The organism is Streptomyces sp. NPDC005728 (assembly GCF_040630895.1).
GTDB lineage: Bacteria > Actinomycetota > Actinomycetes > Streptomycetales > Streptomycetaceae > Streptomyces.
This window is the reverse complement of the sequence record NZ_JBEXYL010000092.1, coordinates 1-24,465: the sequence shown is the minus strand read 5'-3', so window position 1 is coordinate 24,465 and position 24,465 is coordinate 1. Positions and strand designations below refer to the sequence as shown.

The window sequence follows — 24,465 nt, the reverse complement described above, 5'->3', positions numbered from 1 at the left end:
GCCGCCGTATGCGCCTCGTGACGCAACGTTGGACAAGGTCCCGGCGCCGGGGCGCGCCGCACAGCAATTCGAGAGACCACCCCGGCGCGATTCCCCAGGAAATGACACCGGTTCGTTTCATCGTCCACACAACTCCCGTGAAGGTAATTCGAATTGATGGCACAGAGGTGACGTATGCACCAATTAGTCAGGATCAATCTAGACATCGGGTGTGAAAGTGCACCCTCGTGCGTGCCCACCATCACATCAACGAGGGGGCAAAGATCGGTAATTCCGGGGTAGTAGAAGGCACTCACCAGAATTGACCGTGGGCGTTTTACGAAATCGCACAGGCGACGCTAGGGTGCCTCAGATGTTTGCTGCCGCCCCGTCCCCCGGCCCGAACCGCGCTCCGCTCCCCCCGGCGGACAGACCCCGCCGACAGCGCGACTCGTTCTTCGACAACGCCAAGTACCTGGCGATCGTCCTGGTGGCCATGGGTCATGCGCTGGCACCGGTCAAGGGGGACAGCCGAGCCCTCGAAGCCGTGTACAACGTCGTGTACACCTTCCACATGCCGGCGTTCATCATCATCTCCGGCTTCTTCTCCCGCAGTTTCGACATGCGCCCGGACCGGCTGAAGCGGCTGGTCACGGGGGTCGCCGTGCCGTACGTCCTCTTCGAGACCGCGTACTCGCTCTTCCGGATCCATGTCGGTGACTCCGCCGACCGGCAGATCAGCCTCCTCACGCCCTGGTACCTGACGTGGTTCCTGTGCGCCCTGTTCGTCTGGCGTCTGATCAGCCCGCTCTGGAAGCTGCTGCGCCATCCGCTGCCCGTCGCGCTCGGGGTCGCCATGCTCGCGTCGCTCGCCCCGTCGGTCGGCGGCGAGCTGGCCCTCCCCCGCGTCCTGCAGTTCCTGCCCTGCTTCGTCCTGGGGCTGTGCATGAAGCCCGAGCACTTCCAACTGGTGCGTCGGCGCTGGGTGCGGGTCGCCGCGGTGCCGGTGTTCGCGGCGGCGCTGGCCTTCGGCTGGTGGAGCGCCGCGCACATGGACGTCGGATGGTTCTACCGCGAGAACGCCGCGCAGGACCTGCACGCCCCGTGGTGGACCGGACCGCTCATGACGCTGGCGATGTTCGGCTGTGCGCTGCTGCTGACGGCCTGCTTCTACGCGTGGGTGCCGGGCCGGCGGATGTGGTTCACCTCCCTCGGCCAGGGCACGCTGTACGGCTACCTGCTCCACGGTTTCGTCATCAAGGCCTGCCTGTACGCGGGCTGGTTCGACGTCGCCCAGCGGTACGGGCCGGCGGGCGCGGCCCTGGTCACCGTCCTCGCGGCCGGGGCCGTCACGCTGCTGTGCACCCATCCCGTGCGGCGCGTCTTCCGGTTCGCGATGGAGCCGAGGATGGAATGGGCCTTCCGGCAGGACGCGGCGCAACTGGCGCGCGAGCGCCGGGAGACGCCCGAGCGGGAGCGGGAGCGGGCGGGAGCCGTCAGCGCCTAGGAGTCTGTCCCGGAGCGCCTGGGAGTCTGTTCCAGACCGAGAAGCGCGCGCATGCGCGCGTACTTCTCGGTCAGCCGTCCGCAGGTGGATTCGTCGAGGACGGCGAGCCGCTCCGGGTCGGCGTTGTGCGCCAGGTCGGCCTCCTTCACCAGCAGCGCGCCCGGGGTGGCGAGGATCCGGCGCGCGTACGCCTCCGCCTCCTCCCCCGCGCACTTGGTGACCGCGCGCACGATGGCCTTGGTGCGCGCGGTCAGGGCGGCCGCCGCCAGCCACTCCTCGCTCAGCGCGTCGTCCTCGACGGAGTCGTGCAGCCAGGCCGCCGCGATCTGCTCGGCGTCCCCGCCACGGGCGCGCACCCCGGCCGCGACGGCCGCGAGGTGTTCCGTGTAGGGCCGGCCCGCCTTGTCGGTCTGTCCCGCGTGGGCGGCTCGGGCAAGGCTCTCGACCTCGGCCAGGGTCAGGTGCGTCTCGGTCACTCCCCCAGTGTCTCCCGGCGCAGCGCGGCCCGGGCCGGCACGGTGACGGCAGTCAGCCCGAGCAGCAGGATCCCGCCCGCGAAGGCGCCGTAGACCACGGGCGGGATGTACGGTCCCTGCCCGGTCAGCCCGTTCGTCATCGGCACCAGGGTGGCCACGGCGATCGCCGTACCGAGCGCGATGCCCGCGAGCGTGACCAGCAGGGCCTCCCAGCGGACCATGCGCAGGATCTGCCGCCGGGTGGAGCCGATCAGCCGCAGGGTGCCGAGTTCGGCGCGCCGGGCGAGGACGGTCATCACCAGCGTGTTGGCGGCGGCGACGGCCGCGAAGCCGCCGAGCACGGCCGCCATCACGGCGTTGGCCCAGGCGTTGAGTTCCCGGTCCAGGGACTGGGCTGCGGAGTAGCCGTCCCGGTCCAGGACCGTGCCGAGCGGGGCGAGACCGGCCGTCGTACCGCCCTTCGTCCACAGTTCGGTGTCGAAGGCGGAGCTGACGTGGGCCGCGAGGCCGGCGCGGCTCATGGTCACCTCGGACAGGCCCATGCCGCGTCCGTACGTCGCCACGACCACCGGCGCGGCCCTGGTGCCGTCGGGCAGATAGAGGTGCAGACGCTCTCCGACGCGCACATGGGCGTTGCGGGCGAGGCCGGCGTCCACAGCGATCTCGCCGGGCCGCAGGGTGAGGCGCCCCTGCCGGACGTCCAGGTCCTGGACGGCGGCCAGGTCGCGTACCGAACCGGTGACGCCCTGGGCGGAGGCGGACTCCAGCGCTCCGGAGACCGGGACCAGTACCGAGGCCCGCAACAGGCCGACGGCGGCGGTGACTTCGGAGCTCTGCCGGGCCTGTCGTACGGCGTCGGGGGCGAGGCCCGGCTCCGCGGTGACGACGTGGTCGGCGGTGACGCCGGCGCGCTGCTGGTCGGCGGTGACCTTGTCCGTGCTGGTCTGCAGGAACACCAGCACGGAGGCGAAGGCCATGGCGAGCACGATCGGGGTGATCGCCGAGGCGAGTCGGCGGGCGTTGGTACGGGAGTTCGCGGCGGCGAGCGCGGCCGGGGCGCCGGCACCGCGCAGCGGCAGCCCGAACAGGGCGGCGCAGGCGCGGGCGACGAGCGGGCCGAGCAGGGCGACGGCCAGCATGAAGAGGAACACGATGCCGAGAGCGGCGTTGGCCGCGTCCTCGCCGCTCAGCGAGGTGGCGAGCCCGGCGCAGACGCAGCCGCCCGCGACGGCGGCCAGTCCGAGCGGTGTCCGGATCCAGCCGATGCGCAGCGGCTCCACGGACGCCTCGCCGAGCGCTTGGCCCGGCTTGATGCGGGAGCCGCGGCGAGCGGCCAGGTACCCGGCGCTCAGGGCGGTGACGAGGACGGTGCCGACGGCGCTGACCAGCGGGATCCAGGAGACGGAGAGCCGTACGGCGTCCGGGACGGCTCCCTTGTCCTGCAGTTGACCGAACCACCAGTGGGCCAGCGCGACCCCGGGCAGACAGCCGGTCACGCCGGCGAGCGGGGCGATGAGAAGGGCCTCGGTGGCGACGGTACGGCGGATCTGGCGCGGGGTGGTGCCGATGGCTCGCAACAGGGCCAACTCGCGTGCGCGTTGACCGACGCCGAGGGCGACGGTGCCGGCGGCGGTGAACACGGCGACCAGTGTGGCGATGCCGCCGAAGGAGCCGCCGAGGCCGGTGAGCAGTTCGCGGGCCTGGGCGAGGGAGGGGTCCTCGACGGCGCCTCGGTCGTCGCCGGTGTGCACCAGGGCGCGGTGGCCGAGGGCGCGGGACACCTGGGACCTGAGGGTCTCGGCGTCGACTCCCGGCTTCGGCAGTACGGCGACGGCGTCGATGCGGCCGGGATGCCCGGAGTGCCGTACGGCGTCGGAGTCGGCGAACCAGGCGGTGGCGCCCGGGGCTCGGGCGAGACCCGCGACCCGGTAGGCGGTGCGGGTGCCGTCGGGGGTGGTGAGGGTGACGCGGTCGCCGACGGTGCCGTGGGTGAGCACGACCTCGCCGGGGCCGGGTGCGCGGCCGGTGGTGAGCCGTTCGCCGGTGAAGGCGGTGGAGCCCCAGTTGTGGGCGGTGTACGGGGAGCCGTGCGGGCCCCGCGCCGGGAAGGTGACGTCGGCGACGGCGGTCCGGGCGCCCGGGGCGGCGGCCGCCGCGGCGACCAGGGAGTGGTCCAGGCGGGCCCGGTCCGGGACGGGCTGGTTGTCGCCGTCGTCGGCGTGGCTCTGGCGGGCGCGTTGGTCGGCCGCGGCGACGACCGGGGCGTGGGCGTAGCGCTGGGGCGGAACCTCGGCCCGGACACCGGTCTCCAGCAGGATTCCGCAGGCCGCGACGATCATTGCGGCGAGCGCGAGGGCGACGAAGGTGCCGACGAAGGCGGAGGGCTTGAAGCGGAGGGCTGCGCGGGCCAGGCCGTTGGGGTACATCGGGGTGCCGTTCGGGAGTCGTGGGCCGGGTGCGCGCCGTCGGCGGCTGCCGGCAGGGCGGCGGTGGGGGCGGGGTGCCTCAGGCGGCGGTCCGCACGTGGGCGGTGCGGGTCGCGAGGTCGGTCATGCGGGCGGCGATGCGCGCGGCAGGGGCGTGGTCCAGGTGGTCGATGATCGTGCCGTCGGCCAGGAACAGGACGCGGTCCGCCCAGGCGGCGGCCGACGGGTCGTGGGTGACCATGACGATCGTGGCGTGCTGGCTGTCCACGGCGCCGCGCAGCAGGGCGAGGATCTCGGTCGCCGTGGTGGTGTCCAGGGCGCCGGTGGGCTCGTCGGCGAAGACGACGTCGGGGCGGGTGACCAGGGCCCGGGCCACGGCGACCCGCTGCTGCTGGCCGCCGGAGAGCTGGCCCGGGCGGCGGCGGGCCTTGTCGGCGAGGCCGACCTGGGCGAGTACCTCGGCACAGCGCCGGCGGTCGGGGCGGTGGCCGGCCAGCCGCATCGGCAGCACCACGTTCTGCTCGACCGTGAGGGACGGCAGCAGGTTGAAGGCCTGGAAGACGAAGCCGAGGCGGGTGCGGCGCAGCGCGGTCAGCCTGTTCTCGTTCAGGCCGGTGATGTCCGTGCCGCCGAGCACGACCCGGCCCGCGGTGGGGCGGTCCAGGCCCGCAGCGCACTGCAGGAACGTCGATTTGCCGGAGCCGGAGGGCCCCATCACCGCGGTGAAGGTGCCGGGCGGGAGGGTGAGGTCGATGCCGCGCAGGGCGTGCACGGCGGAGCCTCCGCGGCCGTAGCGGCGTGTGACTCCGTGCAGTTCTACGGCCCAGTCGCTTGGCATGGGGGTCCTTCCGGTCCGTGGGCGTTCGGTGAGGTGTCTCGAACGTACGGATACGGAGGGTGGCCGGGCCATGCGGGCGGCTGGCGGATCAGGGCGGGGGAAAACCCCACCCTTTCGGGAGCAACGGCGGCTCAGCGTGCCGCTGTCGACGCCTGTCGGCAGATCAGCAGGAGTGCCCGGTCGTCGTTGACGTCCTTCGCGACCGCCTCGATGAGGTGCCAGGCGGCACCGTGGAAGCCGCCGGCGACATACCGGTCGGCCTCGCCGGTGAGCCGGTCGATGCCCTCCACGATGTCCCGGTCGGCGGTCTCCACCAGACCGTCCGTGAACAGCATCAACACGTCCCCGGGCCGCAGCGAGCCCTTCACGGGGTCGAACTGGGCGCCGTCGTACACACCCAGCAGGGGACCTTCGGCCGCCTTCTCCTCCCAGCGGCCGCTGCCCGCGCTCAGCTGGAGCCCCGGCGGATGGCCCGCGGAGTACAGCTCGTAGTCCCCGGAGTCCAGGTCCAGGACCAGGTGGATGGAGGTGGCGAAGCCCTCGTCCCAGTCCTGGCGGAGGAGGTAACCGTTGGCCGCGGGCAGGAAGGCGTGCGGGGGCAGCGAGCCCAGCAGTCCTCCGAAGGCCCCCGACAGCAGCAGTGCGCGCGAGGCCGCGTCCATGCCCTTGCCGGACACGTCCGTGAGCACGACCTCCACGGTGCGGCCGCCGTTCGTGCGGGCCGCGACGACGAAGTCGCCCGAGAAGGACTGGCCGCCCGCCGGGCGCAGCGCCATCTCGTGGTGCCAGCTCTGCGGCAGCTTCGGCAGTTTGCTCTGCACCCGGATCCGCTCGCGCAGGTCGAAGAGCATGGTGCCGCCGCGCCGCCAGGGCACACCGACCCGGCTGCGGAACTGCGCGGTCAGCAGCCCGAAGAAGCCGCACGCGGCGACCACCAGGACCACGCCGGGGGTGACCCGCGAGGGCCCCTCGGTGTACGGGCCGAGCCGCACCGACTCCACGATCAGCGCGGTGGCCGCCGCCGCGTACAGGCCGAGCAGGCTCGCCGGGCGCAGCAGCAGACCGCCCGCGACGATCGGCAGCACCAGGGTGGCCGGTGAGCACCACACCGAGTTGCCGAGGGTCATGGCCGCGAGAACGGGGATGGTGAGCAGCAGACCGGCGAGCGCGATCCAGTCGGAGCCGTCGCCGCGGAAGTAGTCCACGGCGCTTCTGCGCAGGCCGACGCGGGCCCGGTGCCACTGCATCTTGCACCGGGCCGTGAACGTCTCGGCCTTCGCGCGCCGCTCTCGTCCTGCTGCCATTAGTTCGGGACCCTATCCATCGGACCAGCCGCTTGGCACGGGAGGTCCCACTTGTCCCCCGTGAGAGGCTCAACTTCGCGTTTCAACTTCACAGTGAACGGCACGAAGGGCCGTCGTGCCGCCGCCCGGGAGAAATTCACTGGCTCGTCCCGCAATGCCCTGATAGCCATGACTCATGGCGACTGACCGTGCGACCGAGTTGAGGGTGCTGCGTCCCGAGGAGTGGGACGGGTGGTGGGACAACCTGGTGCGCGCCTTCGGCGCGGGTCCGGCCTCGCCCGAAGAGCGCGAACTGGATAAATCGCTCACCGAGTTCGACCGTTCCCTGGGCGCCTGGGACGGGGACCTGCTGGTGGGCACCGCGGGAGCGTTCAGATTCCGGATGACTGTACCGGGCGGGGCCCTGGTGCCCGCGGCCGGCGTCACGATGGTGAGCGTGGCCGCCACACACCGGCGGCGCGGGGTGCTGACCGCGATGATGCGGCGCCAGCTGGACGACGTGCACGCGCTGGGCGAGCCGCTGGCGGTGCTGACCGCCTCCGAGCCGGGGATCTACGGCCGCTTCGGGTACGGCGCGGGAACGTTCCAGCTGCAGGCCTCGATCGACACGGGCCGGGTGGGACTGGCGCTGCCGGCCGGCACCGACGACATACGGCTGCGGTACGCGCAGCCCGCCGACGCCCTCGCCTCGTGCGAGGCGGTGTACGCGGCGCTGGTGCCGCGCCGGCCCGGGATGCTGGCCCGGCAGCCCGGCTGGGAGCGGGTGGCGCTGCTCGACCCGGAGAGCGAGCGGGACGGGGCGTCGGCGCTGCAGTGCGTGGTGGCCGAGCGGGACGGCGAGGTCACCGGGTACGCCCGCTTCCGCACCAAGCTCGACTGGGGACCGAGCGGACACGACGGCAAGGTGACGCTGGAGGACCTGGCCGCGCTGGACCCGGCGACCGAAGCGGCGCTGTGGCGCTTCCTGTTCGGCATCGACCTCATGACGACGCTGACCGTGCGGGGGCGGCCGGTCGACGACGCCTGGCAGTACCTGGTCTCCGACATCCGGCGCTGCACGCCGCGGGTGCGGGACTCGTGCTACGTCCGTCTCGTCGACGTCGGTACGGCGCTCGCGGCACGCACCTACCAGGCGCCGGTGGACGTGGTGTTCGAGGTGGAGGACGCCTTCTGTCCCTGGAACGCCGGGCGTTGGCGGCTGACCGGGGACACCAAGGGTGCGTCCTGCGAGCGCACGACCGACGCGGCCGATCTCACGCTGTCCGTACGGGAGTTGGGGGCGGCCTATCTCGGCGGCGTGTCCCTGCTGTCCCTGGCGGGGGCCGGCCGGGTGCGGGAGCTGCGCAAGGGCGCACTGACGGAGGCGTCGGTGGCGTTCGGCTCACCGGTGGTGCCGTGGCTGCCGCACGGCTTCTAGTGTCCTGGTTCGGAGATCCTGTCGCAGTAACGGCAGATGCGATCGATGATCTGGCCTGCGGTCTTGGTCCATCTGAAGGGGTGGGCCTGTTCGTTCCAGGTCTTGATCCAGTCCTCGAGTGCGGTCTTCAGCTCGTCGAGTGAACAGAACACGCCGCGCTCAGGGCGGCGTCGTTCCAGCTCGGCGAACCACCGCTCGACCTGGTTGATCCAGGACGAGCAGGTGGGGGTGGAGTGCAGCTCGAACCGGGGATGGGCCAGGAGCCACTGGTGCACCACCAGTGCTTTGTGGGCGGAGAGGTTGTCGCAGATCAGGTGGAGCGCCAGGCCGGGATCGGTCCGGCGGTCGATCTCGTCGGGGAAGTCACGGAAGTCCACGGCCCGGTGCTGCGCGGACAGCTTGCCGATCACCTTGCCGGTCGCGGTGTTCAGGGCCGCGAACAGGTCCACCGTGCCGTGCCGGACGTGGTCGAAGCTGCGGCGCTCCGGGACACCGGGCACCATCGGCAGCACCGGCACGGTCCGCTCAAGGGCCTGGATCCCTCGAGCCGGTCTCGCAGGAATCTGCTCCGCCACCGGGCAACGGTTCCACGACCGGTGTCCAGCCGGGCGACCACCACGGTGTTGCTCAGCCCGTCCGCGCAGGCCGGCACGATCCGGGCACGCTTGGCCAGACCCTGCGCGGTCGTCCGGCGTTTGGCCCACCCCTGCAACACCAGCCGCTCGTCCTCGGACAACACCAGCGGCTGCAGCCTGCTGTCGCCCATTCCTCCAGCAGACCGCAGCCGACAGCTTCCGTCACCGCCCACGCCGCAATCCGAAACGAACCGCACCTCACGTGGCGAAACGTGAACTCAGGACCAGATCACTAGGTGCACCGACCCGCGGTCAGGGCCTCTGGCAGGTCGGGCACCAGAAGAGGTTGCGGGCGGCGAGGTCGGCGGTGCGGATCCCCGTGCCGCAGATGTGGCAGGGCAGGGTGGCCCGGCGGTAGACGTACACCTCGCCGCCGTGGTCGTCCACGCGGGGCGGGCGGCCCATGGCCTCCGGGGTGTGCTCGGGGCGGACGGTGTCGATGCGATTGTTGCGCACGCCCTCGCGCATGAGGGCGACGAGGTCGGCCCAGAGGGCGTCCCACTCGGCCGGGGTGATGTCCTTGCCCGCGCGGTACGGGTCGATCCGGTGCCGGAAGAGGACCTCGGCACGGTAGACGTTGCCCACGCCGGCGATGACCTTCTGGTCCATCAGCAGGGCAGCGATCGTCGTCCGGCTGCGGCGGATGCGCGCGTACGCGGTCGCCGGTTCGGCGTCCTCGCGCAGGGGGTCGGGACCGAGGCGGTCGTGTACGGCCCGCTTCTCGTCGTCCGTGATGAGCGCGCAGGTGGTGGGGCCGCGCAGGTCGACGTACGCGGTGTCGTTCGCGAGGCGGAGCCGGACCGTGTCGGCGGGCGGGGGTGCGGGGGCCGGGCCGAAGTCGACCTTGCCGAAGAGGCCGAGGTGGATGTGGACCCAGTCGGCGTCCCGGAACCGGAGGAAGAGGTGCTTGCCATGGGCCTCGGTGGCGGTGAGGAGGGCGCCGCCGAGCAGGTCGGCCGCGTCCGAGAACTTGCCCTGGGGGCTGGTCACGCGGGGGGCGGTGCCCCGGAAGCGGCCGGCGTAGTCCTGGGCCAGCCGGTGGATCGTGTGCCCTTCTGGCAAGGCCGAGCTGTCCTTTCCGGCCGGAGAGCTGGGGGCGGAGCCCCCAGGGTCGCCGTTACTGCTGCGGGTGGTGGGGCGGGATCGGGGGAAGGTCGCCCGTCGTTTCGTAGGACGCCAGTATGTCGATGCGGCGGATGTGACGCTCGTCACCGGAGAACGGCGTGCTGAGGAACACCTCGACGAACTTGGTGGCCTCCTCCGTGCTGTGCATCCGCGCACCCACGGCCACGACGTTCGCGTTGTTGTGCTGCCGCCCCAGCGAGGCCGTCTCCTCGCTCCACGCCAGCGCCGCCCGCACCCCCTTCACCTTGTTCGCGGCGATCTGCTCCCCGTTGCCGGAGCCGCCGATCACGATGCCGAGAGCGTCCGGGTCCGCCGCTGCCTTCTCCGCGGCACGCAGGCAGAAGGGCGGGTAGTCGTCCTGGGCGTCGTAGATGTGGGGCCCGCAGTCGACGGGCTCGTGCCCCGCCGCCTTGAGCCATTCGACGAGGTGGTTCTTGAGTTCGTAGCCCGCATGGTCGGAGCCGAGATACACGCGCATGGGACGAGTGTGACACGCCTGTTCCGGGGCAGCAGCCTCGGGTGCCGACCCGGAAAAATGTGAGCCGAGCCATAGAACCTCAAGGAAACCTCAAGTAACAATCCGGATTCAGAGGTTCCAGGATTCGTTCACCTCGGTTTCACTGGACCGGCTCGTACACCGCTCGTGCGGGCAGCTCCACCTGGCGTAAAGGAAATCCGTCCATGACCCCTGGTTCGGGCCTTCAAGCAGGACTGAAAAACCGCCATCTGTCGATGATCGCGATCGGTGGTGTCATCGGAGCCGGCCTCTTCGTCGGTTCCAGTTCCGGTATCGCTACCGCGGGACCGGGCATCCTTCTGTCGTACGCCCTCGTCGGCACGCTCGTCGTGCTGGTGATGCGCATGCTCGGCGAGATGTCCGCCGCGAATCCGACCTCCGGTTCCTTCTCCGCGCACGCCGACCGTGCGCTCGGCCGCTGGGCCGGCTTCTCCATCGGCTGGCTCTACTGGTTCTTCTGGGTCGTCGTGCTGGCCGTCGAGGCCACCGCCGGCGCCAAGATCCTCGAGGGCTGGATACCGGCCGTACCGCAGTGGGGCTGGGCGCTCATCGTGATGGTCGTCCTGACCGCGACCAACCTGGTCTCGGTCGGCTCCTACGGCGAGTTCGAGTTCTGGTTCGCCGGCATCAAGGTCGTGGCGATCGGCGCGTTCATCGTCGTCGGCCTGCTGGCCATCTTCGGTGTCCTGCCGGGCGTGCACGCCGACCAGGCGAGTTTCTCCAACCTGACCTCGCACGGCGGCTTCCTGCCGCACGGCCCCGGCACCATCCTCACCGGTGTCCTGCTGGTCGTCTTCTCCTTCATGGGCAGCGAGATCGCGACCCTGGCGGCCGGCGAGTCGGAGGACCCGCAGCGCGCTGTCACCAAGTCGACCAACAGCATCATCTGGCGTATCGGCGTCTTCTACCTGGGCTCGATCCTGGTCGTCGTCTCGCTGGTGCCGTGGAACGACCCCTCGATCAAGGACAAGGGCTCCTACGTCGCCGCCCTGGACTCCCTCGGCATCGCGCACGCCGGCGAGATCATGAACTTCATCGTGCTCACCTCGGTGCTGTCCTGCCTGAACTCGGGCCTGTACACGGCCTCCCGGATGGCCTTCTCGCTCGGCCAGCGCGGTGACGCCCCGAAGGCGTTCGCCCGCACCACGTCCCGGGGCGTGCCGATGACGGCGATCCTCGCGTCCGTCGTCTTCGGTTTCGTGGCGGTCTTCTTCAACTACAAGTTCCCGTCGTCGGTCTTCCTCTTCCTGGTCAACTCCTCGGGTGCGGTGGCCCTGTTCGTGTGGCTGGTGATCTGCTTCTCGCAGCTGCGGATGCGGAAGATCATCCAGCGTGAGGCGCCGGAGAAGCTCGTCGTGAAGATGTGGCTGTACCCGTACCTGACCTGGGCGACGGCCGGACTGATCGTGTTCGTCCTCGGCTACATGCTGACCGACACCAAGGGCGAGAGCAGCGGGCGTACGACCGTGCTGCTGTCCCTGATGGTCGCGGCGGTCGTGCTGGTGATCGCCTTCGTGAAGCAGAAGGTCACGGCGGGCCGCGTGCCCGATGCGCCCGCGGTCGAGGTGAACGACAAGGTCCCCACGGCCTGATCCGCTCTCCTCTTCGACTCACAGCACGGTGAAGGTCTCCTTCACCGTGCTGTACGTCTTCAGGGCCTGAGGTTCGATGTCCGGCTGGTACCAGGTGTTGATCTGGTACGACGTCCCGTCCGCGTCGAAGCCGAGGAGGCGGGCGTGCCAGGGGGTGCCTGCGAGGGTGAAGGTGTACTCCCAGACGACCGCGGGGTGCCCCTGGAACGTGGTCTGTGCCAGCTGGATCTTGACGTAGTCCCGGCCCCGCCGGGCGTCCTGCTCCGACCGGCGCCAGGTGTCCAGGAGGTCGCCCCGGGCCAGCGAGGACTTCCCGACGAGTTCCTGGCGTCCGTCGGGCGAGGTGTAGTGCACCTCGGCGCCGGTCTTCACGTCCCGCCGCCACCCCTGCGGCGGTTTCCACGCGAACCCGCCCGCCTCCGTCCGCGCGCCGGGCGGTGGACTGTGCGGCCGGGTGGTGCCGTCGACGGTCGGGGAGACGGTCGCGTGGGAGGAAGCAGGGGTGGGAGAGGAGCCAGGGGCCGAGGCGGAAGCGGAGGCTGAGGCCGTGGCGCCGCCGCGCGCACTCTCCCGCCGGGCGCCTTGGCCCGACGTGGCGACGAGCACGGCGACCACGACACCGACGGCGACGACCCCGAGCACGGCGAGGAGCGCGGTACGACGAGGCCGGGGGCCGACCGGGGCTTCTGCCTCCCCACCCGGTCCGTACGGCACGCCCACGCGCCGCTCGGTCACCACACCGACAGGTCCTGCCACGGGTTCGGTGGGGGCCGAGTCGAGGCCGGCCGCGCCGTGAGGAGCGGCCGGCCCCCCGGACCTCGTCGGCTCGGGTCCCGCCGGTTCCTCCTTCACCCGCTCCTCCCCGATCGGATGGGTCGGAGTGTGCGGGGGATGCGCCACCGCCCGCAGGGCGGACTCCACCTCCGGGAGGCCGGGGCGGGCCGCGGGGTCCTTCGTCAGGAGGGTGGCGAGGAGGTCTCGCAACGGGCCGGCCGACGCGGGGAGTGCGGGCTCCTCGTACAGGACCGCGTGCAGCGTTGCCAGGGTGGTGTCGCGGGAGAACGGGGAGTGGCCCGCCAGGGCGGCGCAGAGGGTCGCGCCCAGGGACCACAGGTCGGACGGCGGACCCTGGCGGCGGCCGGAGACGCGCTCGGGGGCCATGTAGTCGGGGGAGCCGACGAGCATGCCGACCATGGTGAGGGCCTTGGCGTCCTGGATCGCCGCGATACCGAAGTCCGTCAGGACCACCCGGCCCGCCCCGCTCTCGACCAGGACGTTGCCCGGTTTGATGTCCCGGTGCAAAACGCCCCCGGCGTGCACCTGGCGGAGCGCCGCCACCAGGCCCAGTCCGATGCGCGCGGTCTCGCGCGGGCCCAGCGGGCCCTCCTCCGTCATGATCTGCTCCAGTGAGCGGCCGGGGACCAACTCCATGACGATCCAGAGGCGTTCGCCCTCGTCCACCACGTCGTACACGCGCACGACGTGGGGATGGTCGATCCGGGCCGTCGCGCGGCCCTCGCGCAGGGTGCGTTCCCGGCGGGTGCGGATGTCCTCCGCGTCATGGCCGTCGATGCGTATCTCCTTCACCGCGACCAGCCGGTCGAGCGTTTCGTCAACCGCCCGCCACACCCGCCCCATTCCCCCCTGGCCGATGCATTCGACCAGCCGATAGCGCGCGTTCACCAACAGCCCCGGAATCCCTCCGGCCCCCGGCTCTCCCGCTTCCCCCATATTTCCCGGCAATGCTCCGCACCCCCCTCATCGACCGCCCCTGCTGAAACACAACGGTCACACTTCGAGCCATACCAGCATAGTGCGGGGAAATCTTGTGGTACCTCTTCAAGTACTGCGAATTCAGGCGCAGTCCAGGGGGTTACCAGGGGGGCGAACATGAGTTCTCGTCGCAGGGCGGGCCTCGCAGGATCGCTGGTCACGGCATCTTTCTCGGCCGTGCTGATCCTTTCCGTGCCGGCCGTGGCCGATGACCAGGGACCGGGCAGCGACAAGGGAGGAAAGGCGGTCGACAAGGCACCGGCGGGCGTACGGCTGCGCACGCTGCTGCCGGAGAAGATCTCGGTCGACAACAGTTCGAAAAAGACGGCGATTACCGCCACCGTGAAGAACGAGGGAACCAAGGACAGCGGCGCCGTCCGGCTTTTGGTGGTCGGATTCGACGCCCTGCGGATCACGGGCGTTCAGGGCTGCTCGGCGATCGCGGAAAAGGACCTGCCGGAAGGCGCGAACAGCGGTTTCAGCTGCCCGGTCGGCCCGCTCGCGGCCGGGCGGTCCACGTCGTACGCGGTGCAGGCGACGTACGACCTGAGCAAGGCCGGGAAGATCTGTCTGCCCGTGCAGACCACGGACGGGAAGAAGACGTTCTGGCAGCAGGGCCCGGTGCCCTTCGGCACGGTCAACCCGTCGCCGAACGCGCCGGCCACCCCGCTGCTCCTCGGCACCGACAACAAGCCGGTCGCACCCGGCGGCGACCAGCTGCCGAAGACCGGCGTGGGGCGTGACGTGCTGCCCCTGGGCGCCGCGGGCGCCGCACTGATCGCGGCCGGAGCGGCCGGGGTGTGGTGGTCGCAGCGCAGGCCGCGCCGGGATGCTGCCTGAGCCGGCAGAACAAGCGCCGCATGACCTGACGGAAGCTGTCAGGTCATGCGGCCGTCCTGTGGGTCATGACCTTCGTGGACAACAGCGCAGACCTGCTTCTCCTCCGCCCGGGCGACGCGGCCCAAGAGGACGAACTCGCCGGATTCCAGATCGCCTTCACGCGGCGGCCCGCCGTGATCGCGGCCGCCCGCTCGGCTGCCGACGTCGTGGCGGCCGTGCGGTACGCGGCCGCCGAGGACCTGCCCGTCGGCGTCCAGGCGACCGGGCACGGACTCTGCGGCGCCCACGAGGGCGGGGTGCTGGTCACGACCCGGCGGACGGACGGGATCACCGCAGACCCGGCGGCCCGTACCGTCCGCGTGCAGGCCGGGGTGCGCTGGGGGCAGGTGGTCGCGGCGGCCGGGCCGTACGGGCTGGCGCCGCGGATGGGGGCACCTCCCACGTCTTAGGCAGTGGGGGAGGGTACGCGGCGGACCATGTGCGGTGGCTGGAGGTCGTCACCATCTGCGGGAGCGGTACGTCCTCTCGATACGGGTCGCCCACACTCGTCCAGGTCAACCACCTGGGCGGGGCGCTCGGCCGGCCCGCGCCGAACGCGGTGCCGTATCGCGAAGGGCGGTTCCTGGTGCGGCTGTTGGCCGTCGGCGGGCGGGAGCAGGGGCGGGCCGTGCTCGACCCGGCGTTCGCCCTGCCGGCGGACGACACCCTCGGCCGGTCGCCGAACTTCGCGTTCGGGGCCGGGGACCGGGGTGCGGGGCTGTACGACCCCGAAGACGCGAAAGAGGCTCGCCGGGCTCAAGGAACGGTACGACCCGGCGAACCTCTTCCGCAGGAACTACGGCCTCAGCGCTTGCTGACGAACTTCCAGGCGGTGGGCAGTACGCCCATCGCCAGGGCGGCCTTCACGGCGTCGCCGACGAGGAACGGGGTGAGGCCGAGGGAGATCGCCTGGGAGGCGGACATGTCGGCGGCCAGGGCCAGGTAGGGGACGCCGACGGCGTAGATGATCGCCTCGCCGAGGATCATCGTGCCCGCCATGCGCAGCGGGGAGCGGTCGGTGCCGCGGCGGGCCAGCGCGCCCACGGCCGCGGAGGCGAGCAGCATGCCGATGACGTAGCCGAAGGAGACGGCGCCCGAGCCGGAGGTGCCGCCCGCGAACCACGGCACGCCGACGACGCCCGCGACGGCGTACAGCGCGAGGGAGAGGAAGCCGCGGCGGGCGCCGAGCGCGGTGCCGACGAGCAGCGCGGCGAAGGTCTGGCCGGTCACCGGCACCGGGGAGCCGGGCACCGGCACCGAGAGCTGGGCCGCGAGACCGGTGAGCGCCGCGCCGCCGAGCACGAGGGCGGCGTCGCGCACGCGGGACGCAGGGAGGAGGTCGGCGAGGACGACGCCGGGGCGGGCGGCGGCGGTGGCGGTGCTCATGGGGACTCCGCGGGTGGTGTGGGCACGGGGGAACACCGTGACGCTATACCGGCGTCCACGCGCTGATCACCGTCAGCGATCAACAAAGGCGGGAACGGGCCCTTGGTGGGCTCCTTACAAAGGATGAGGGTTACACCCGGTACGACGTGATGCCGGTCACTGAGGTGGGGTGGTGCGCGGTACGGAGGGGCGGGTCGGGTCGTCTGTAGGGTTCCGCCAAACGCCCGTTGACCGTCTCGCCCGTCGGTCGCCGTCTGGGCAGCGCGGGGGCCCTTTGCTAGCTTCGAACGCATGGTTGCCCAGGCCCGGTACTTCACGTCGCGTCGCTATGTCGACCTGCGACGCCAGGGCACGGCCACCTGTCGCCGCCCGGGGTAGCGGCGGCCTCGGGTCCTGGGGGCGCCTCTCCTCTCCGAGACGTGTCGGCCCCGTTCCCGAGGACGGTTCTCCATGCCCCGTACCGCGGCATCCACTCTCGCTTCCCCCGTTCCCCGTGCCGCCGACAGCGACCGGCGGCGTACCAGCGCCAGCGTCGTCCTGCGGTCCGTGCTGGAGCACGGGCCGGTGGCGCGCAGCACCATCGCCCGGCTGACCGGGCTGTCGCCCGCGTCGGTGACCGAGCACTGTGCCCGGCTGGCCGGACTCGGGCTGATCCGCGAGGAGGCGGTACCCCGCCGCGCGAACGGGGTCGGCCGGCCGCATGTGCCCGTCGACCTGGACGCCGGGCGGCTGGTGGCCGGCGCGGTGCACGTGGCCGTGCCGTACACCACCGTCGCACTGCTGGACCTCCGGGGCCGGGTGGTGGCCGAGCGGCAGCTGAGGCACGAACGGACCGATCCCGACCGGGTGCTGGCCCGGGCCGCCGACGGCGTCGCCGCGCTGCTCGCCCAGCATCCGGGCCGCCGGCCGCTGGGCGTCGGGATCGCGATCGGCGGCTGGGTGGACCGGGAGGCCGGCACCGTGGTCGAGCACGAGCTGCTGGGCTGGCGCGAGGTGCCGGTGCGGGAGCTGCTCGGCGCCCGCACCGGGCTGCCGGTCCAGGTGGACGGGCACGCACGGGCGTTGGTCAACGGCGAGCGGCTGTTCGGGCGGGCCCGGGGCAGCCGCAGCGTGCTGCACCTGTTCGTCGGCAACGTGGTCGACGCGGCATTCGCCACCAACGACGAGGTGCACCACGGGCCCCGTTCGCAGGCCGGGGCGATCGCGCACCTTCCGGTGCCGGGCGGCACCGAGCCGTGCGACTGCGGGCGCAGCGGCTGCCTCCAGGTGGAGCTGAGCGAGCGGACGTTGTGCAGGCGGGCCCGGGAGGCCGGGGTCGTCGACTCGGACGATCCGATGCAGGTGGTGGCCGCGGCGGCGGCCGGTGACGCGACGGCACGACGGCTGCTGGTGGAGCGGGCGCGGGCGACGGGGCGGGCGGCCGGGCTGCTGCTGGACGTGCTCAACCCCGAGACGGTGGTCGTGACCGAGGTCGGTGTCCTGCACTTCGAGGACTGCCTGCACGCACTGCGGGAAGCGGTCGGAATAAGCCGTGCGGCGGCCGTGCTGCCGACCAGTTTTCCGGATTCCGTGCTGGCGGTGGCGGGCGGATCGGTAGTGCTGGACGTGCTGTACCGGGACCCGTTGAGTGCCTCACCTGAGGCTATTTAATTCAGAAACTCGGAATGTTGACAGGGGTTGAGCATGGCCGGGAACATCCTGGTCATGGCCCCTCTCACGAGCTGTCGCACCCTCTGTTGCTGACACATTGCCGCGCATGAAGCGCGTGTTTCCCGCTGCGTGAGTTCTCTTGTTCCGGCCTGCCTTCCCGGAATTCTTCCTGCCTTTTCCCTCTTTTCCTCCCGGGGGTCCTCCCATGCACCGTCGTGTCTTTCTCACCTCCCTGGTCGGCGCGTCCGCCGCCGTCGCCGGTCTCAGCGGCTGCGCGGGCGGCAGCGCCGCCGCCGACACCCAGGGTGGGGCCACCGAGCCGCTCGCCGACACGGTCCCGGCCGGCACCAGCCTGAAGATCTCCTCGTACCAGAACGTGCAGCAGCTCCAGTTCCGGCTGGCGAAGCTGCCCGAACTGCCGTTCTCGGTGTCGAGCTGGGTGAACATCGGCGCCGGCCCCGACGTCATCAACGCGTTCCGTGCGCAGTCCCTGGACCTCGCCAACAACGCGGGCATCCCGCCGATCCAGGCGCACTACCAGGGCTTCGCGGCGAAGATCGTGGCGATCAACATCACCCGCAAGCCGAACTACCTCTTCGCCACCAAGCCCGGCAGCGACATCCGCACGGTCGGGGACTTCAAGGGCAAGAAGCTCGCCTTCTCCCAGGGGCAGGCGCAGGGTGTCGTCCTCCTGCGGGCGCTGAAGCAGGCGGGGCTGGCGTACGACGAGGTGAAGCTGGTCCCGCTGACCAGCAACCAGTTCCTGACGGCCCTGCAGTCCGGGCAGGTGGACATCGCCCCGCTCGCCAACAGCCAGGCGCCCGCCTACCTCAAGCAGTACGGGGACAAGGGCGCCCACACCATCGCCACCGACGTCGTCGACCTGCTCAACCTGCTGTGGGCGCCGCAGTCCGTCCTGAACGACCCGGCGAAGGCCGCCGCGATCGCCGCGTACGTCCCGCAGTGGGCCAAGGGCCAGGTGTGGCAGTACGAGCACCCGGACGTGTGGAACGAGGAGTTCTACGTGAAGACGCAGAACCTGACCCTGGAGCAGGCCCAGGACATCAGCAGGCTCGCCAACAAGCCCCTCTTCCCGCCCAGCTGGGACGAGGCGATCAGGTGGGAGCAGGAGACCGCCGACCTGCTCGCCGAGGGCGGGTTCGTGAAGAAGTTCGACGTCTCCTCGCTCTTCGACCACCGCTTCGAGTCCCTCGCCGCCAAGGCCGTACCGGCGGAGTACCGGAGGTGAGCGCCGTGACCACGACGACGACCGCCGTGGCGACGACGGCCACCGGGGAACTCCCCCGGGTCCGCAGGCGCCGCCGCCTCTCCCCCGGCCGCCGTCTGCCGGCCGCCCGGCTGGCCGGCCCGCTGGTGCTCCTCGCCCTGTGGGCGGCCGCCTCGGCCGCCGGACAGCTCGACCCGGGTGCGATACCGGCGCCCTGGACCGTGGCGAGGACGGGCGTCCACCTGTGGACCGACGGCACACTGCCCACCGACATCCTGACCTCGCTGGAGCGGGCCGCGTACGGCTTCGTGATCGGCCTGGTCGCCGGGGTCGCCCTCGCGCTCGCCTCCGGGCTCAGCCGGGCCGGAGAGGCGCTGATCGACGGGACCGTGCAGCTCAACCGGGCGATCCCGACCCTCGGTCTGATCCCGCTGTTCATCCTCTGGCTGGGCATCGGGGAGACCTTCAAGATCGCCATCATCGCGATCGTCGTCTACATCCCCCTCTACCTGAACACCCACGCCGCACTGTCCGGCATCGACAGCCGCTACGTCGAACTCGCCGAGGTGCAGGGCCTGTCCAGGTTCGCGTTCATCCGGCAGATCGTGATACCCGGGGCGCTGCCCGGATTCTTCGTGGGGCTCCGGCTCGCCGTCACCGGCTCCTGGCTGGGCCTGGTGGTCCTGGAGCAGATCAACGCCACCAGCGGCCTCGGCTACCTGATGTTCCAGGCGCAGAACTACGGCCAGAGCGACGTCATCCTGGTCGGCCTGCTGATCTACGGCGTCTTCGGCCTGGCCTCCGACAGCGTGGTCCGCTTGATCGAACGGAGGGTGCTGTCATGGCGCCGCACACTGAGCAGCTGACCCGTCCCGCCGTCCGGCTCCGCGGCCTGACCCGGTCGTTCGAGGGCCGTACGGTCCTCGACGGCATCGATCTCGACCTGCCCGCCGGTCAGTTCACGGCCCTGCTCGGGCACAGCGGGTCCGGCAAGTCCACCCTGCTACGGGCCGTCGCCGGGCTCGACCACGGGGTGGCCGGCGACGGGCATCTGACCGCGCCCGAGCGGGTGTCCGTGGTGTTCCAGGACTCCCGGCTGCTGCCCTGGCGCCGGGTGCTCGACAACGTCCTGCTCGGTCTGGACGGCAGGGACGCCGAGGAGCGCGGCCGGTCCGCGCTGGCGGAGGTCGGCCTGAAGGGCCGCGAGCGGGCCTGGCCGGGCGAGCTGTCCGGCGGCGAGGCACAGCGGGCGGCGCTCGCCCGCTCCCTGGTCCGCGAGCCCGAACTGCTGCTGGCCGACGAGCCGTTCGGCGCGCTGGACGCGCTGACCCGGATCAGGATGCACACCCTGTTGCGCGACCTGTGGGAGCGCCACCTGCCCTCCGTGCTGCTCGTCACCCACGACGTGGACGAGGCGATCGTGCTCGCCGACCGGGTCCTCGTCCTCGAGCGGGGCCGTATCGGCCTCGACCTGACCATCGACCGTCCCCACCCGCGCTCCTACCGCGAGCCGCTGCTGGGCGAGTACCGCGAGCGGCTGCTGGCAGCCCTCGGTGTCACGGAGGACCACGCATGACCCGCCGGCTCCACCTCAACGCGTTCCTGATGAACACCGGCCACCACGAGGCGTCGTGGCGGCTGCCGGAGAGCGACCCGTACGCGCACGTCGACCTCGCCCACTACGTGGGCCTGGCGCGCATTGCCGAGCGCGGCACCTTCGACTCCCTCTTCCTCGCCGACGGCCCCCAGCTGTGGGGCAACCTGGCCCAGCGCCCGGCCGGCGCCCTGGAACCGCTCACCCTGCTGACGGCGCTGGCGACCGCCACCGAGCACATCGGCCTGATCGCCACCGCCTCCACCTCCTACAACTCCCCCTACAACCTGGCCCGCAGATTCGCCTCGCTGGACATCGTCAGTGGCGGCCGTGCGGGCTGGAACATCGTGACCACCGCCGGTGCCGAGGCCGCCCGCAACTTCGGTCTGGACGCCGAACCCGCGCACGCCGAGCGATACGCCCGCGCCGCCGAGTTCCTCGACGTGGCCCTCAAGCTGTGGGACAGCTGGGAGGACGACGCGATCGTCGCCGACAAGGCGTCCGGGGTCTGGGGCGACGACGCCAAGATCCATCCGCCCCGGCACCGGGGGACATACTTCGGCGTCGAGGGCGCCCTCAACGTGCCGCGCTCCCCGCAGGGCTACCCGCTGCTGGTGCAGGCGGGCTCCTCGGACGACGGCAAGGCCTTCGCCGCCCGGTACGCGGAGGCGGTGTTCACCGCCCAGCAGACCCTCGCCGACGCGCAGGCCTTCTACGCCGACCTCAAGTCCCGTACGCGCCGCGCCGGACGCGACCCCGACCACATCAAGGTGCTTCCCGGGATCGTCCCCGTAATCGGCTCGACGGAGGCCGAGGCGCGGGCCGCCGAGCAGGTGCTGGAGGACCACATCGTGCACGAGCACGGCCGGGCCCGGCTGGAGAACCTGCTGCATCTGGAGCCCGGCACCCTCGACCTGGACCGGCAGCTGCCGGACGACCTGCCGCCCGAGTCCGCCATCGAGGGCGCCAAGAGCCGCTACACGCTCGTCGTGGAGCTGGCCCGGCGCGAGCGGCTGACCGTACGGCAGCTGATCGGGCGGCTCGGCGGCGGGCGCGGGCACCTCACCTTCGCGGGGACGCCCGAGCAGGTCGCCGACCGGATAGAGGCCTGGTTCACCCAGGGCGCCGCCGACGGCTTCAACATCATGCCTGCCGTGCTGCCCTCCGGTCTCACGGCCTTCGTCGAGCACGTCGTGCCGCTCCTGCGCACCCGCGGCCTGCTCCGCACCGCGTACGGCCCCCGCCAGACCCTGCGGGAACGCTACGGCCTTCCCCGCCCCGCCAACCAGCACACCGCAGCCCTCGTCTGAAAGGACCCGCACCCATGTCCCTCGAGATCACCAAGGTCACCGCACGCATCGGCGCCCGGGTCGCCGGCGTCGACATCTCCGAGCCGCTCGCCCCGGAGCAGGTCGCCGCGATCCGTGAGGCCCTCAACGTCCACAAGGCCCTGGTCTTCGACGACGTGCACCTCGACGACGCGGGCCAGCAGGCCTTCGCCCGCCACCTCGGCGACCTCACCACCGCCCACCCGACGGTCGGCGCCGTCGAGGGCGCCCCGAACGTGCTGCCCGTGGACAGCGAGCGCGGCCGCGCCAACCACTGGCACACCGACGTCACCTTCGTCCTCAACCCGCCGCAGGCCAGCACCCTGCGCAGCATCACGATCCCGCCGTACGGCGGCGAGACGCTGATCGCCAACGCGGCGGCCGCCTACCGCGACCTGCCCGAGCCGCTGCGCCGCCTGGCCGACACCCTGTGGGCCGAGCACACCAACGACTACGACTACGCGGTGCCGGAGGAGGAGGTCGACGAGGAGAAGGCCGCCCAGCGCGCGCAGTTCACCTCCATCACGTACCGCACCGCCCATCCGGTGGTCCGCGTGCACCCGCTGACCGGCGAGCGCGGGCTGTTCATCGGTGGGTTCGCGCAGCGCATCGTCGGCCTGTCGGCGGGCGAGTCCCGAAAGCTCCTCGACCTGCTCCAGGCGTACGTCACCCGCCCGGAGAACATCCTGCGCTGGCGCTGGTCGGAGAACCAGCTGGTCCTCTTCGACAACCGCATCACCCAGCACTACGCCATCGACAACTACGACGGGCAGCCGCGGCGCCTGCACCGGGTGACCGTCGCCGGTGACGTCCCGTCCGGCATCGAGGGGAAGGAGAGCTACTCGATCGAGGGGGACGCCTCGCACTACACATCCGTAGCGGCGTAACCGGGGATTCACCCTGCGTACAGCGGGTGTCCGTATACTGGGCGGCCCCTTCGCGTGAGCGGACGGGCCGCCCAGACTGTGGGCGTTTTTGCCCACTCTCTTGGACTGGACGAGCCGCGCCCATGCCCAGCAGCACCAAGACGAAGACGCCGCCGCAACAACAGAGCGGCGCCTCCCTCTCCCACGGCCTCAAGCAGCGCCACCTGTCGATGATCGCCCTCGGCGGTGTGATCGGCGCGGGCCTGTTCGTCGGCTCCGGCGCGGGCATCGCCGCCGCCGGTCCGTCGATCGTCATCGCCTACACCCTCTCCGGTCTCCTCGTGATGCTGGTGATGCGGATGCTCGGCGAGATGTCGGCCGCATACCCGTCCTCGGGTTCCTTCTCCGCGCACGCCGAGCGGGCGATCGGCCCCTGGGCCGGATTCGCCGCGGGCTGGTCCTTCTGGGTGCTGCTGTGCACGGCGGTCGGATTGGAGGGCATCGGTGCCGCGCACATCGTGAGCGGCTGGCTGCCGGGCACACCCGAGTGGGCGTGGGTGGCGCTGTTCATGGTCGTCTTCTGCGGCGCGAACCTGACCGCCGTGAAGAACTTCGGCGAGTTCGAGTTCTGGTTCGCCGCGCTCAAGGTCGGGGCGATCAGCCTGTTCCTCGTCCTGGGCGTGCTGGCCGTCGCCGGGGTGCTGCCGGGCACGGACTCCCCCGGGGCCTCGAACCTGACCGACTTCCTCCCGCATGGCAGCGACGGCCTGCTCATCGGCCTGCTCGCCTCGGTGTTCGCGTACGGCGGCCTGGAGACGGTCACCATCGCGGCGGCCGAGTCGGAGAACCCGGTCCGGGGCGTGGCGAGCGCCGTGCGCACGGCGATGTGGCGCATCGCGCTGTTCTACATCGGCTCGATGGCGGTCGTCGTCACGCTGGTGCCGTGGGACTCCGAGGAGGTCGTGGAGAAGGGACCGTACGTCGCGGCCCTGGACCACCTCGGCATCCCCGGCGCCGGCCAGCTGATGAACGTGGTCGTCCTGGTCGCCCTGCTCTCCGCGATGAACGCCAACATCTACGGCTCCTCGCGCATCGCCCACTCCCTGGTCGAGCGCGGCCAGGGCCCCCGGGTCCTGGCGAAGACCTCCGGCGGGGTGCCGCGGATCGCCGTCCTGACCTCCTGCGTCTTCGGATTCGCGTGTGTGCTGCTCAGCTACTGGCGCCCGGACGACGTCTTCCACTGGCTGCTGAACATGATCGGCGGGGTCATCCTCGTCGTCTGGATCTTCATCGCGGTCTCCCAGCTGCTGCTGCGCCGTCGTGTGGAGCGCGAGAGCCCGGAGAAGCTGGTCGTGCGGATGTGGGCGTTCCCCTTCCTCACCTGGGTCGCCCTGGCGGGCATGGCGGCGATCTTCGTCCTGATGGCGAGGGAGCCCGACACACGTGTGCAGCTGTACTCGACCGGCGGCATGACGCTGTTCCTGGCGGTCGTCGGCTACGCCTGGCAGAAGGCGCGCGCCAGGAGCTGAGCCGTCCCCGCCCTCGAAGGACCCCCGCGGTGCACCCGTGGGGGTCTTTTTATTGCTAGCGTGCAGTTGCAAGTCTTTTGCAATAAGGTTCGGAGGGGACCACCCATGCCCGTCTACACGCTGCCTGACCTGCCCTACGACTACTCCGCGCTGGCCCCCGTGATCAGCCCCGAGATCATCGAGCTGCACCACGACAAGCACCACGCGGCCTATGTGAAGGGCGCCAACGACACGCTGGAGCAGCTCGCCGAGGCGCGGGACAAGGAGACGTGGGGCTCGGTCAACGGCCTGCAGAAGAACCTGGCCTTCCATCTGTCCGGGCACATCCTGCACAGCATCTACTGGCAGAACATGACCGGCCCGAAGGACGGCGGCGGCGAGCCGCTGGCCCAGGACGGCGTGGGCGACCTGGCCGA

General features: G+C 71.4%; 20 protein-coding genes and 2 pseudogenes. 13 read left to right on the top strand and 9 right to left on the bottom strand.

All coding sequences use genetic code 11. From position 1 onward, the window contains the following. The first annotated feature begins 352 nt into the window (after window positions 1–352). Window positions 353–1,486: an acyltransferase family protein gene (locus ABZ471_RS38345; protein ID WP_359073227.1), complete on the top strand. Its 1,134-nt coding sequence runs from the start codon at window positions 353–355 to the stop codon at window positions 1,484–1,486. Here ABZ471_RS38345 and ABZ471_RS38340 read toward each other — a convergent pair. From ABZ471_RS38340 to ABZ471_RS38325, 4 genes are all read right to left on the bottom strand, one after another. Then, the gene (locus ABZ471_RS38340; protein ID WP_359073226.1) at window positions 1,483–1,962 is read right to left on the bottom strand and encodes an HD domain-containing protein; all 480 of its coding nucleotides are present in this window, start codon (window positions 1,960–1,962) and stop codon (window positions 1,483–1,485) included. The two genes, ABZ471_RS38345 and ABZ471_RS38340, sit on opposite strands and share 4 nt — an antisense overlap. After that, on the bottom strand, window positions 1,959–4,388 hold the full coding sequence (locus ABZ471_RS38335; RefSeq protein WP_359073224.1) for an FtsX-like permease family protein: 2,430 nt from the start codon (window positions 4,386–4,388) through the stop codon (window positions 1,959–1,961). The genes ABZ471_RS38340 and ABZ471_RS38335 overlap by 4 nt, the downstream gene beginning before the upstream one ends. Before the next feature lie 79 nt (window positions 4,389–4,467). Next, window positions 4,468–5,226 (bottom strand): ABC transporter ATP-binding protein, encoded by a 759-nt coding sequence (locus ABZ471_RS38330; RefSeq protein WP_359073222.1) that lies wholly within the window; start codon window positions 5,224–5,226, stop codon window positions 4,468–4,470. Window positions 5,227–5,357: 131 nt separating this feature from the next. After that, on the bottom strand, window positions 5,358–6,530 hold the full coding sequence (locus tag ABZ471_RS38325; RefSeq protein ID WP_359073220.1) for a PP2C family protein-serine/threonine phosphatase: 1,173 nt from the start codon (window positions 6,528–6,530) through the stop codon (window positions 5,358–5,360). A 175-nt stretch (window positions 6,531–6,705) separates the two neighbouring features. On the opposite strand from ABZ471_RS38325, the gene ABZ471_RS38320 reads away from it, so the two are divergent. Further along, window positions 6,706–7,947: a GNAT family N-acetyltransferase gene (locus ABZ471_RS38320; RefSeq protein WP_359073219.1), complete on the top strand. Its 1,242-nt coding sequence runs from the start codon at window positions 6,706–6,708 to the stop codon at window positions 7,945–7,947. Here the strand turns inward: ABZ471_RS38320 and ABZ471_RS38315 are convergent. The 3 genes and pseudogenes from ABZ471_RS38315 to ABZ471_RS38305 all read right to left on the bottom strand — a co-directional run bounded on the left by ABZ471_RS38315 (window position 7,944) and on the right by ABZ471_RS38305 (window position 10,185). Further along, a pseudogene (locus ABZ471_RS38315) lies at window positions 7,944–8,713 on the bottom strand (IS630 family transposase). The gene ABZ471_RS38320 and the pseudogene ABZ471_RS38315 sit on opposite strands and share 4 nt — an antisense overlap. A 121-nt stretch (window positions 8,714–8,834) precedes the next feature. Beyond that, window positions 8,835–9,644 carry a DNA-formamidopyrimidine glycosylase family protein gene (locus ABZ471_RS38310; RefSeq protein ID WP_359073217.1) on the bottom strand — a complete coding sequence of 270 codons (810 nt, stop codon included), beginning with the start codon at window positions 9,642–9,644 and terminating at the stop codon, window positions 8,835–8,837. Window positions 9,645–9,699: 55 nt separating this feature from the next. Beyond that, window positions 9,700–10,185: a ribose-5-phosphate isomerase gene (locus tag ABZ471_RS38305; RefSeq protein ID WP_359073216.1), complete on the bottom strand. Its 486-nt coding sequence runs from the start codon at window positions 10,183–10,185 to the stop codon at window positions 9,700–9,702. A gap of 203 nt (window positions 10,186–10,388) precedes the next feature. On the opposite strand from ABZ471_RS38305, the gene ABZ471_RS38300 reads away from it, so the two are divergent. Beyond that, window positions 10,389–11,816: an amino acid permease gene (locus ABZ471_RS38300; RefSeq protein ID WP_359073214.1), complete on the top strand. Its 1,428-nt coding sequence runs from the start codon at window positions 10,389–10,391 to the stop codon at window positions 11,814–11,816. A gap of 18 nt (window positions 11,817–11,834) precedes the next feature. Here ABZ471_RS38300 and ABZ471_RS38295 read toward each other — a convergent pair whose 3' ends face one another. Further along, window positions 11,835–13,547: a protein kinase gene (locus ABZ471_RS38295; protein WP_359073213.1), complete on the bottom strand. Its 1,713-nt coding sequence runs from the start codon at window positions 13,545–13,547 to the stop codon at window positions 11,835–11,837. Between the two features lie 159 nt (window positions 13,548–13,706). Between ABZ471_RS38295 and ABZ471_RS38290 the strand changes: the two genes are divergently transcribed. Together ABZ471_RS38290 and ABZ471_RS38285 are read left to right on the top strand one after the other, a co-directional pair. Beyond that, window positions 13,707–14,429: an LPXTG cell wall anchor domain-containing protein gene (locus tag ABZ471_RS38290; protein ID WP_359073211.1), complete on the top strand. Its 723-nt coding sequence runs from the start codon at window positions 13,707–13,709 to the stop codon at window positions 14,427–14,429. Between the two features lie 65 nt (window positions 14,430–14,494). Beyond that, a complete protein-coding gene (locus tag ABZ471_RS38285) occupies window positions 14,495–14,878 on the top strand; it encodes an FAD-binding protein (protein WP_359073209.1) in 384 nt (127 codons plus the stop codon). A 394-nt stretch (window positions 14,879–15,272) separates the two neighbouring features. Here the strand turns inward: ABZ471_RS38285 and ABZ471_RS38280 are convergent, their stop codons facing one another. Next, on the bottom strand, window positions 15,273–15,854 hold the full coding sequence (locus ABZ471_RS38280; RefSeq protein WP_359073207.1) for a biotin transporter BioY: 582 nt from the start codon (window positions 15,852–15,854) through the stop codon (window positions 15,273–15,275). Window positions 15,855–16,304: 450 nt separating this feature from the next. On the opposite strand from ABZ471_RS38280, the gene ABZ471_RS38275 reads away from it, so the two are divergent. From ABZ471_RS38275 to ABZ471_RS38240, 8 genes and pseudogenes are all read left to right on the top strand, one after another. Further along, window positions 16,305–17,504 carry an ROK family transcriptional regulator gene (locus tag ABZ471_RS38275; RefSeq protein WP_359073205.1) on the top strand — a complete coding sequence of 400 codons (1,200 nt, stop codon included), beginning with the start codon at window positions 16,305–16,307 and terminating at the stop codon, window positions 17,502–17,504. 205 nt (window positions 17,505–17,709) lie between these two features. Further along, window positions 17,710–18,753, top strand: a complete 1,044-nt coding sequence (locus tag ABZ471_RS38270) for an ABC transporter substrate-binding protein (protein ID WP_359073203.1) — start codon at window positions 17,710–17,712, stop codon at window positions 18,751–18,753. A 26-nt stretch (window positions 18,754–18,779) separates the two neighbouring features. Beyond that, the gene (locus ABZ471_RS38265) at window positions 18,780–19,598 is read left to right on the top strand and encodes an ABC transporter permease (RefSeq protein ID WP_359073240.1); all 819 of its coding nucleotides are present in this window, start codon (window positions 18,780–18,782) and stop codon (window positions 19,596–19,598) included. Continuing rightward, on the top strand, window positions 19,574–20,308 hold the full coding sequence (locus tag ABZ471_RS38260) for an ABC transporter ATP-binding protein (protein ID WP_359073202.1): 735 nt from the start codon (window positions 19,574–19,576) through the stop codon (window positions 20,306–20,308). Before ABZ471_RS38265 ends, ABZ471_RS38260 begins: the two co-directional genes overlap by 25 nt. Continuing rightward, window positions 20,305–21,636: an LLM class flavin-dependent oxidoreductase gene (locus ABZ471_RS38255; protein WP_359073200.1), complete on the top strand. Its 1,332-nt coding sequence runs from the start codon at window positions 20,305–20,307 to the stop codon at window positions 21,634–21,636. The genes ABZ471_RS38260 and ABZ471_RS38255 overlap by 4 nt, the downstream gene beginning before the upstream one ends. Window positions 21,637–21,650: 14 nt before the next feature. Next, window positions 21,651–22,541 carry a TauD/TfdA family dioxygenase gene (locus ABZ471_RS38250; protein ID WP_359073198.1) on the top strand — a complete coding sequence of 297 codons (891 nt, stop codon included), beginning with the start codon at window positions 21,651–21,653 and terminating at the stop codon, window positions 22,539–22,541. A gap of 122 nt (window positions 22,542–22,663) precedes the next feature. After that, on the top strand, window positions 22,664–24,049 hold the full coding sequence (locus ABZ471_RS38245) for an amino acid permease (RefSeq protein ID WP_359073197.1): 1,386 nt from the start codon (window positions 22,664–22,666) through the stop codon (window positions 24,047–24,049). Window positions 24,050–24,154: 105 nt separating this feature from the next. Then, window positions 24,155–24,465: pseudogene (locus ABZ471_RS38240) on the top strand (superoxide dismutase); the annotation flags it as partial.

Excerpts from the sequence above, each read along its gene's own strand:
- ABZ471_RS38280 (WP_359073207.1), bottom strand. The coding sequence starts at position 15,854 with ATGAGCACCGCCACCGCCGCCGCCCGCCCCGGCGTCGTCCTCGCCGAC.
- ABZ471_RS38270 (WP_359073203.1), top strand. The coding sequence starts at position 17,710 with ATGCACCGTCGTGTCTTTCTCACCTCCCTGGTCGGCGCGTCCGCCGCC.
- ABZ471_RS38255 (WP_359073200.1), top strand. The coding sequence starts at position 20,305 with ATGACCCGCCGGCTCCACCTCAACGCGTTCCTGATGAACACCGGCCAC.
- ABZ471_RS38320 (WP_359073219.1), top strand. The coding sequence starts at position 6,706 with ATGGCGACTGACCGTGCGACCGAGTTGAGGGTGCTGCGTCCCGAGGAG.
- ABZ471_RS38305 (WP_359073216.1), bottom strand. The coding sequence starts at position 10,185 with ATGCGCGTGTATCTCGGCTCCGACCATGCGGGCTACGAACTCAAGAAC.
- ABZ471_RS38325 (WP_359073220.1), bottom strand. The coding sequence starts at position 6,530 with ATGGCAGCAGGACGAGAGCGGCGCGCGAAGGCCGAGACGTTCACGGCC.
- ABZ471_RS38300 (WP_359073214.1), top strand. The coding sequence starts at position 10,389 with ATGACCCCTGGTTCGGGCCTTCAAGCAGGACTGAAAAACCGCCATCTG.
- ABZ471_RS38275 (WP_359073205.1), top strand. The coding sequence starts at position 16,305 with ATGCCCCGTACCGCGGCATCCACTCTCGCTTCCCCCGTTCCCCGTGCC.
- ABZ471_RS38250 (WP_359073198.1), top strand. The coding sequence starts at position 21,651 with ATGTCCCTCGAGATCACCAAGGTCACCGCACGCATCGGCGCCCGGGTC.
- ABZ471_RS38330 (WP_359073222.1), bottom strand. The coding sequence starts at position 5,226 with ATGCCAAGCGACTGGGCCGTAGAACTGCACGGAGTCACACGCCGCTAC.
- ABZ471_RS38245 (WP_359073197.1), top strand. The coding sequence starts at position 22,664 with ATGCCCAGCAGCACCAAGACGAAGACGCCGCCGCAACAACAGAGCGGC.
- ABZ471_RS38285 (WP_359073209.1), top strand. The coding sequence starts at position 14,495 with ATGACCTTCGTGGACAACAGCGCAGACCTGCTTCTCCTCCGCCCGGGC.
- ABZ471_RS38290 (WP_359073211.1), top strand. The coding sequence starts at position 13,707 with ATGAGTTCTCGTCGCAGGGCGGGCCTCGCAGGATCGCTGGTCACGGCA.
- ABZ471_RS38295 (WP_359073213.1), bottom strand. The coding sequence starts at position 13,547 with ATGGGGGAAGCGGGAGAGCCGGGGGCCGGAGGGATTCCGGGGCTGTTG.
- ABZ471_RS38335 (WP_359073224.1), bottom strand. The coding sequence starts at position 4,388 with ATGTACCCCAACGGCCTGGCCCGCGCAGCCCTCCGCTTCAAGCCCTCC.
- ABZ471_RS38260 (WP_359073202.1), top strand. The coding sequence starts at position 19,574 with ATGGCGCCGCACACTGAGCAGCTGACCCGTCCCGCCGTCCGGCTCCGC.
- ABZ471_RS38345 (WP_359073227.1), top strand. The coding sequence starts at position 353 with ATGTTTGCTGCCGCCCCGTCCCCCGGCCCGAACCGCGCTCCGCTCCCC.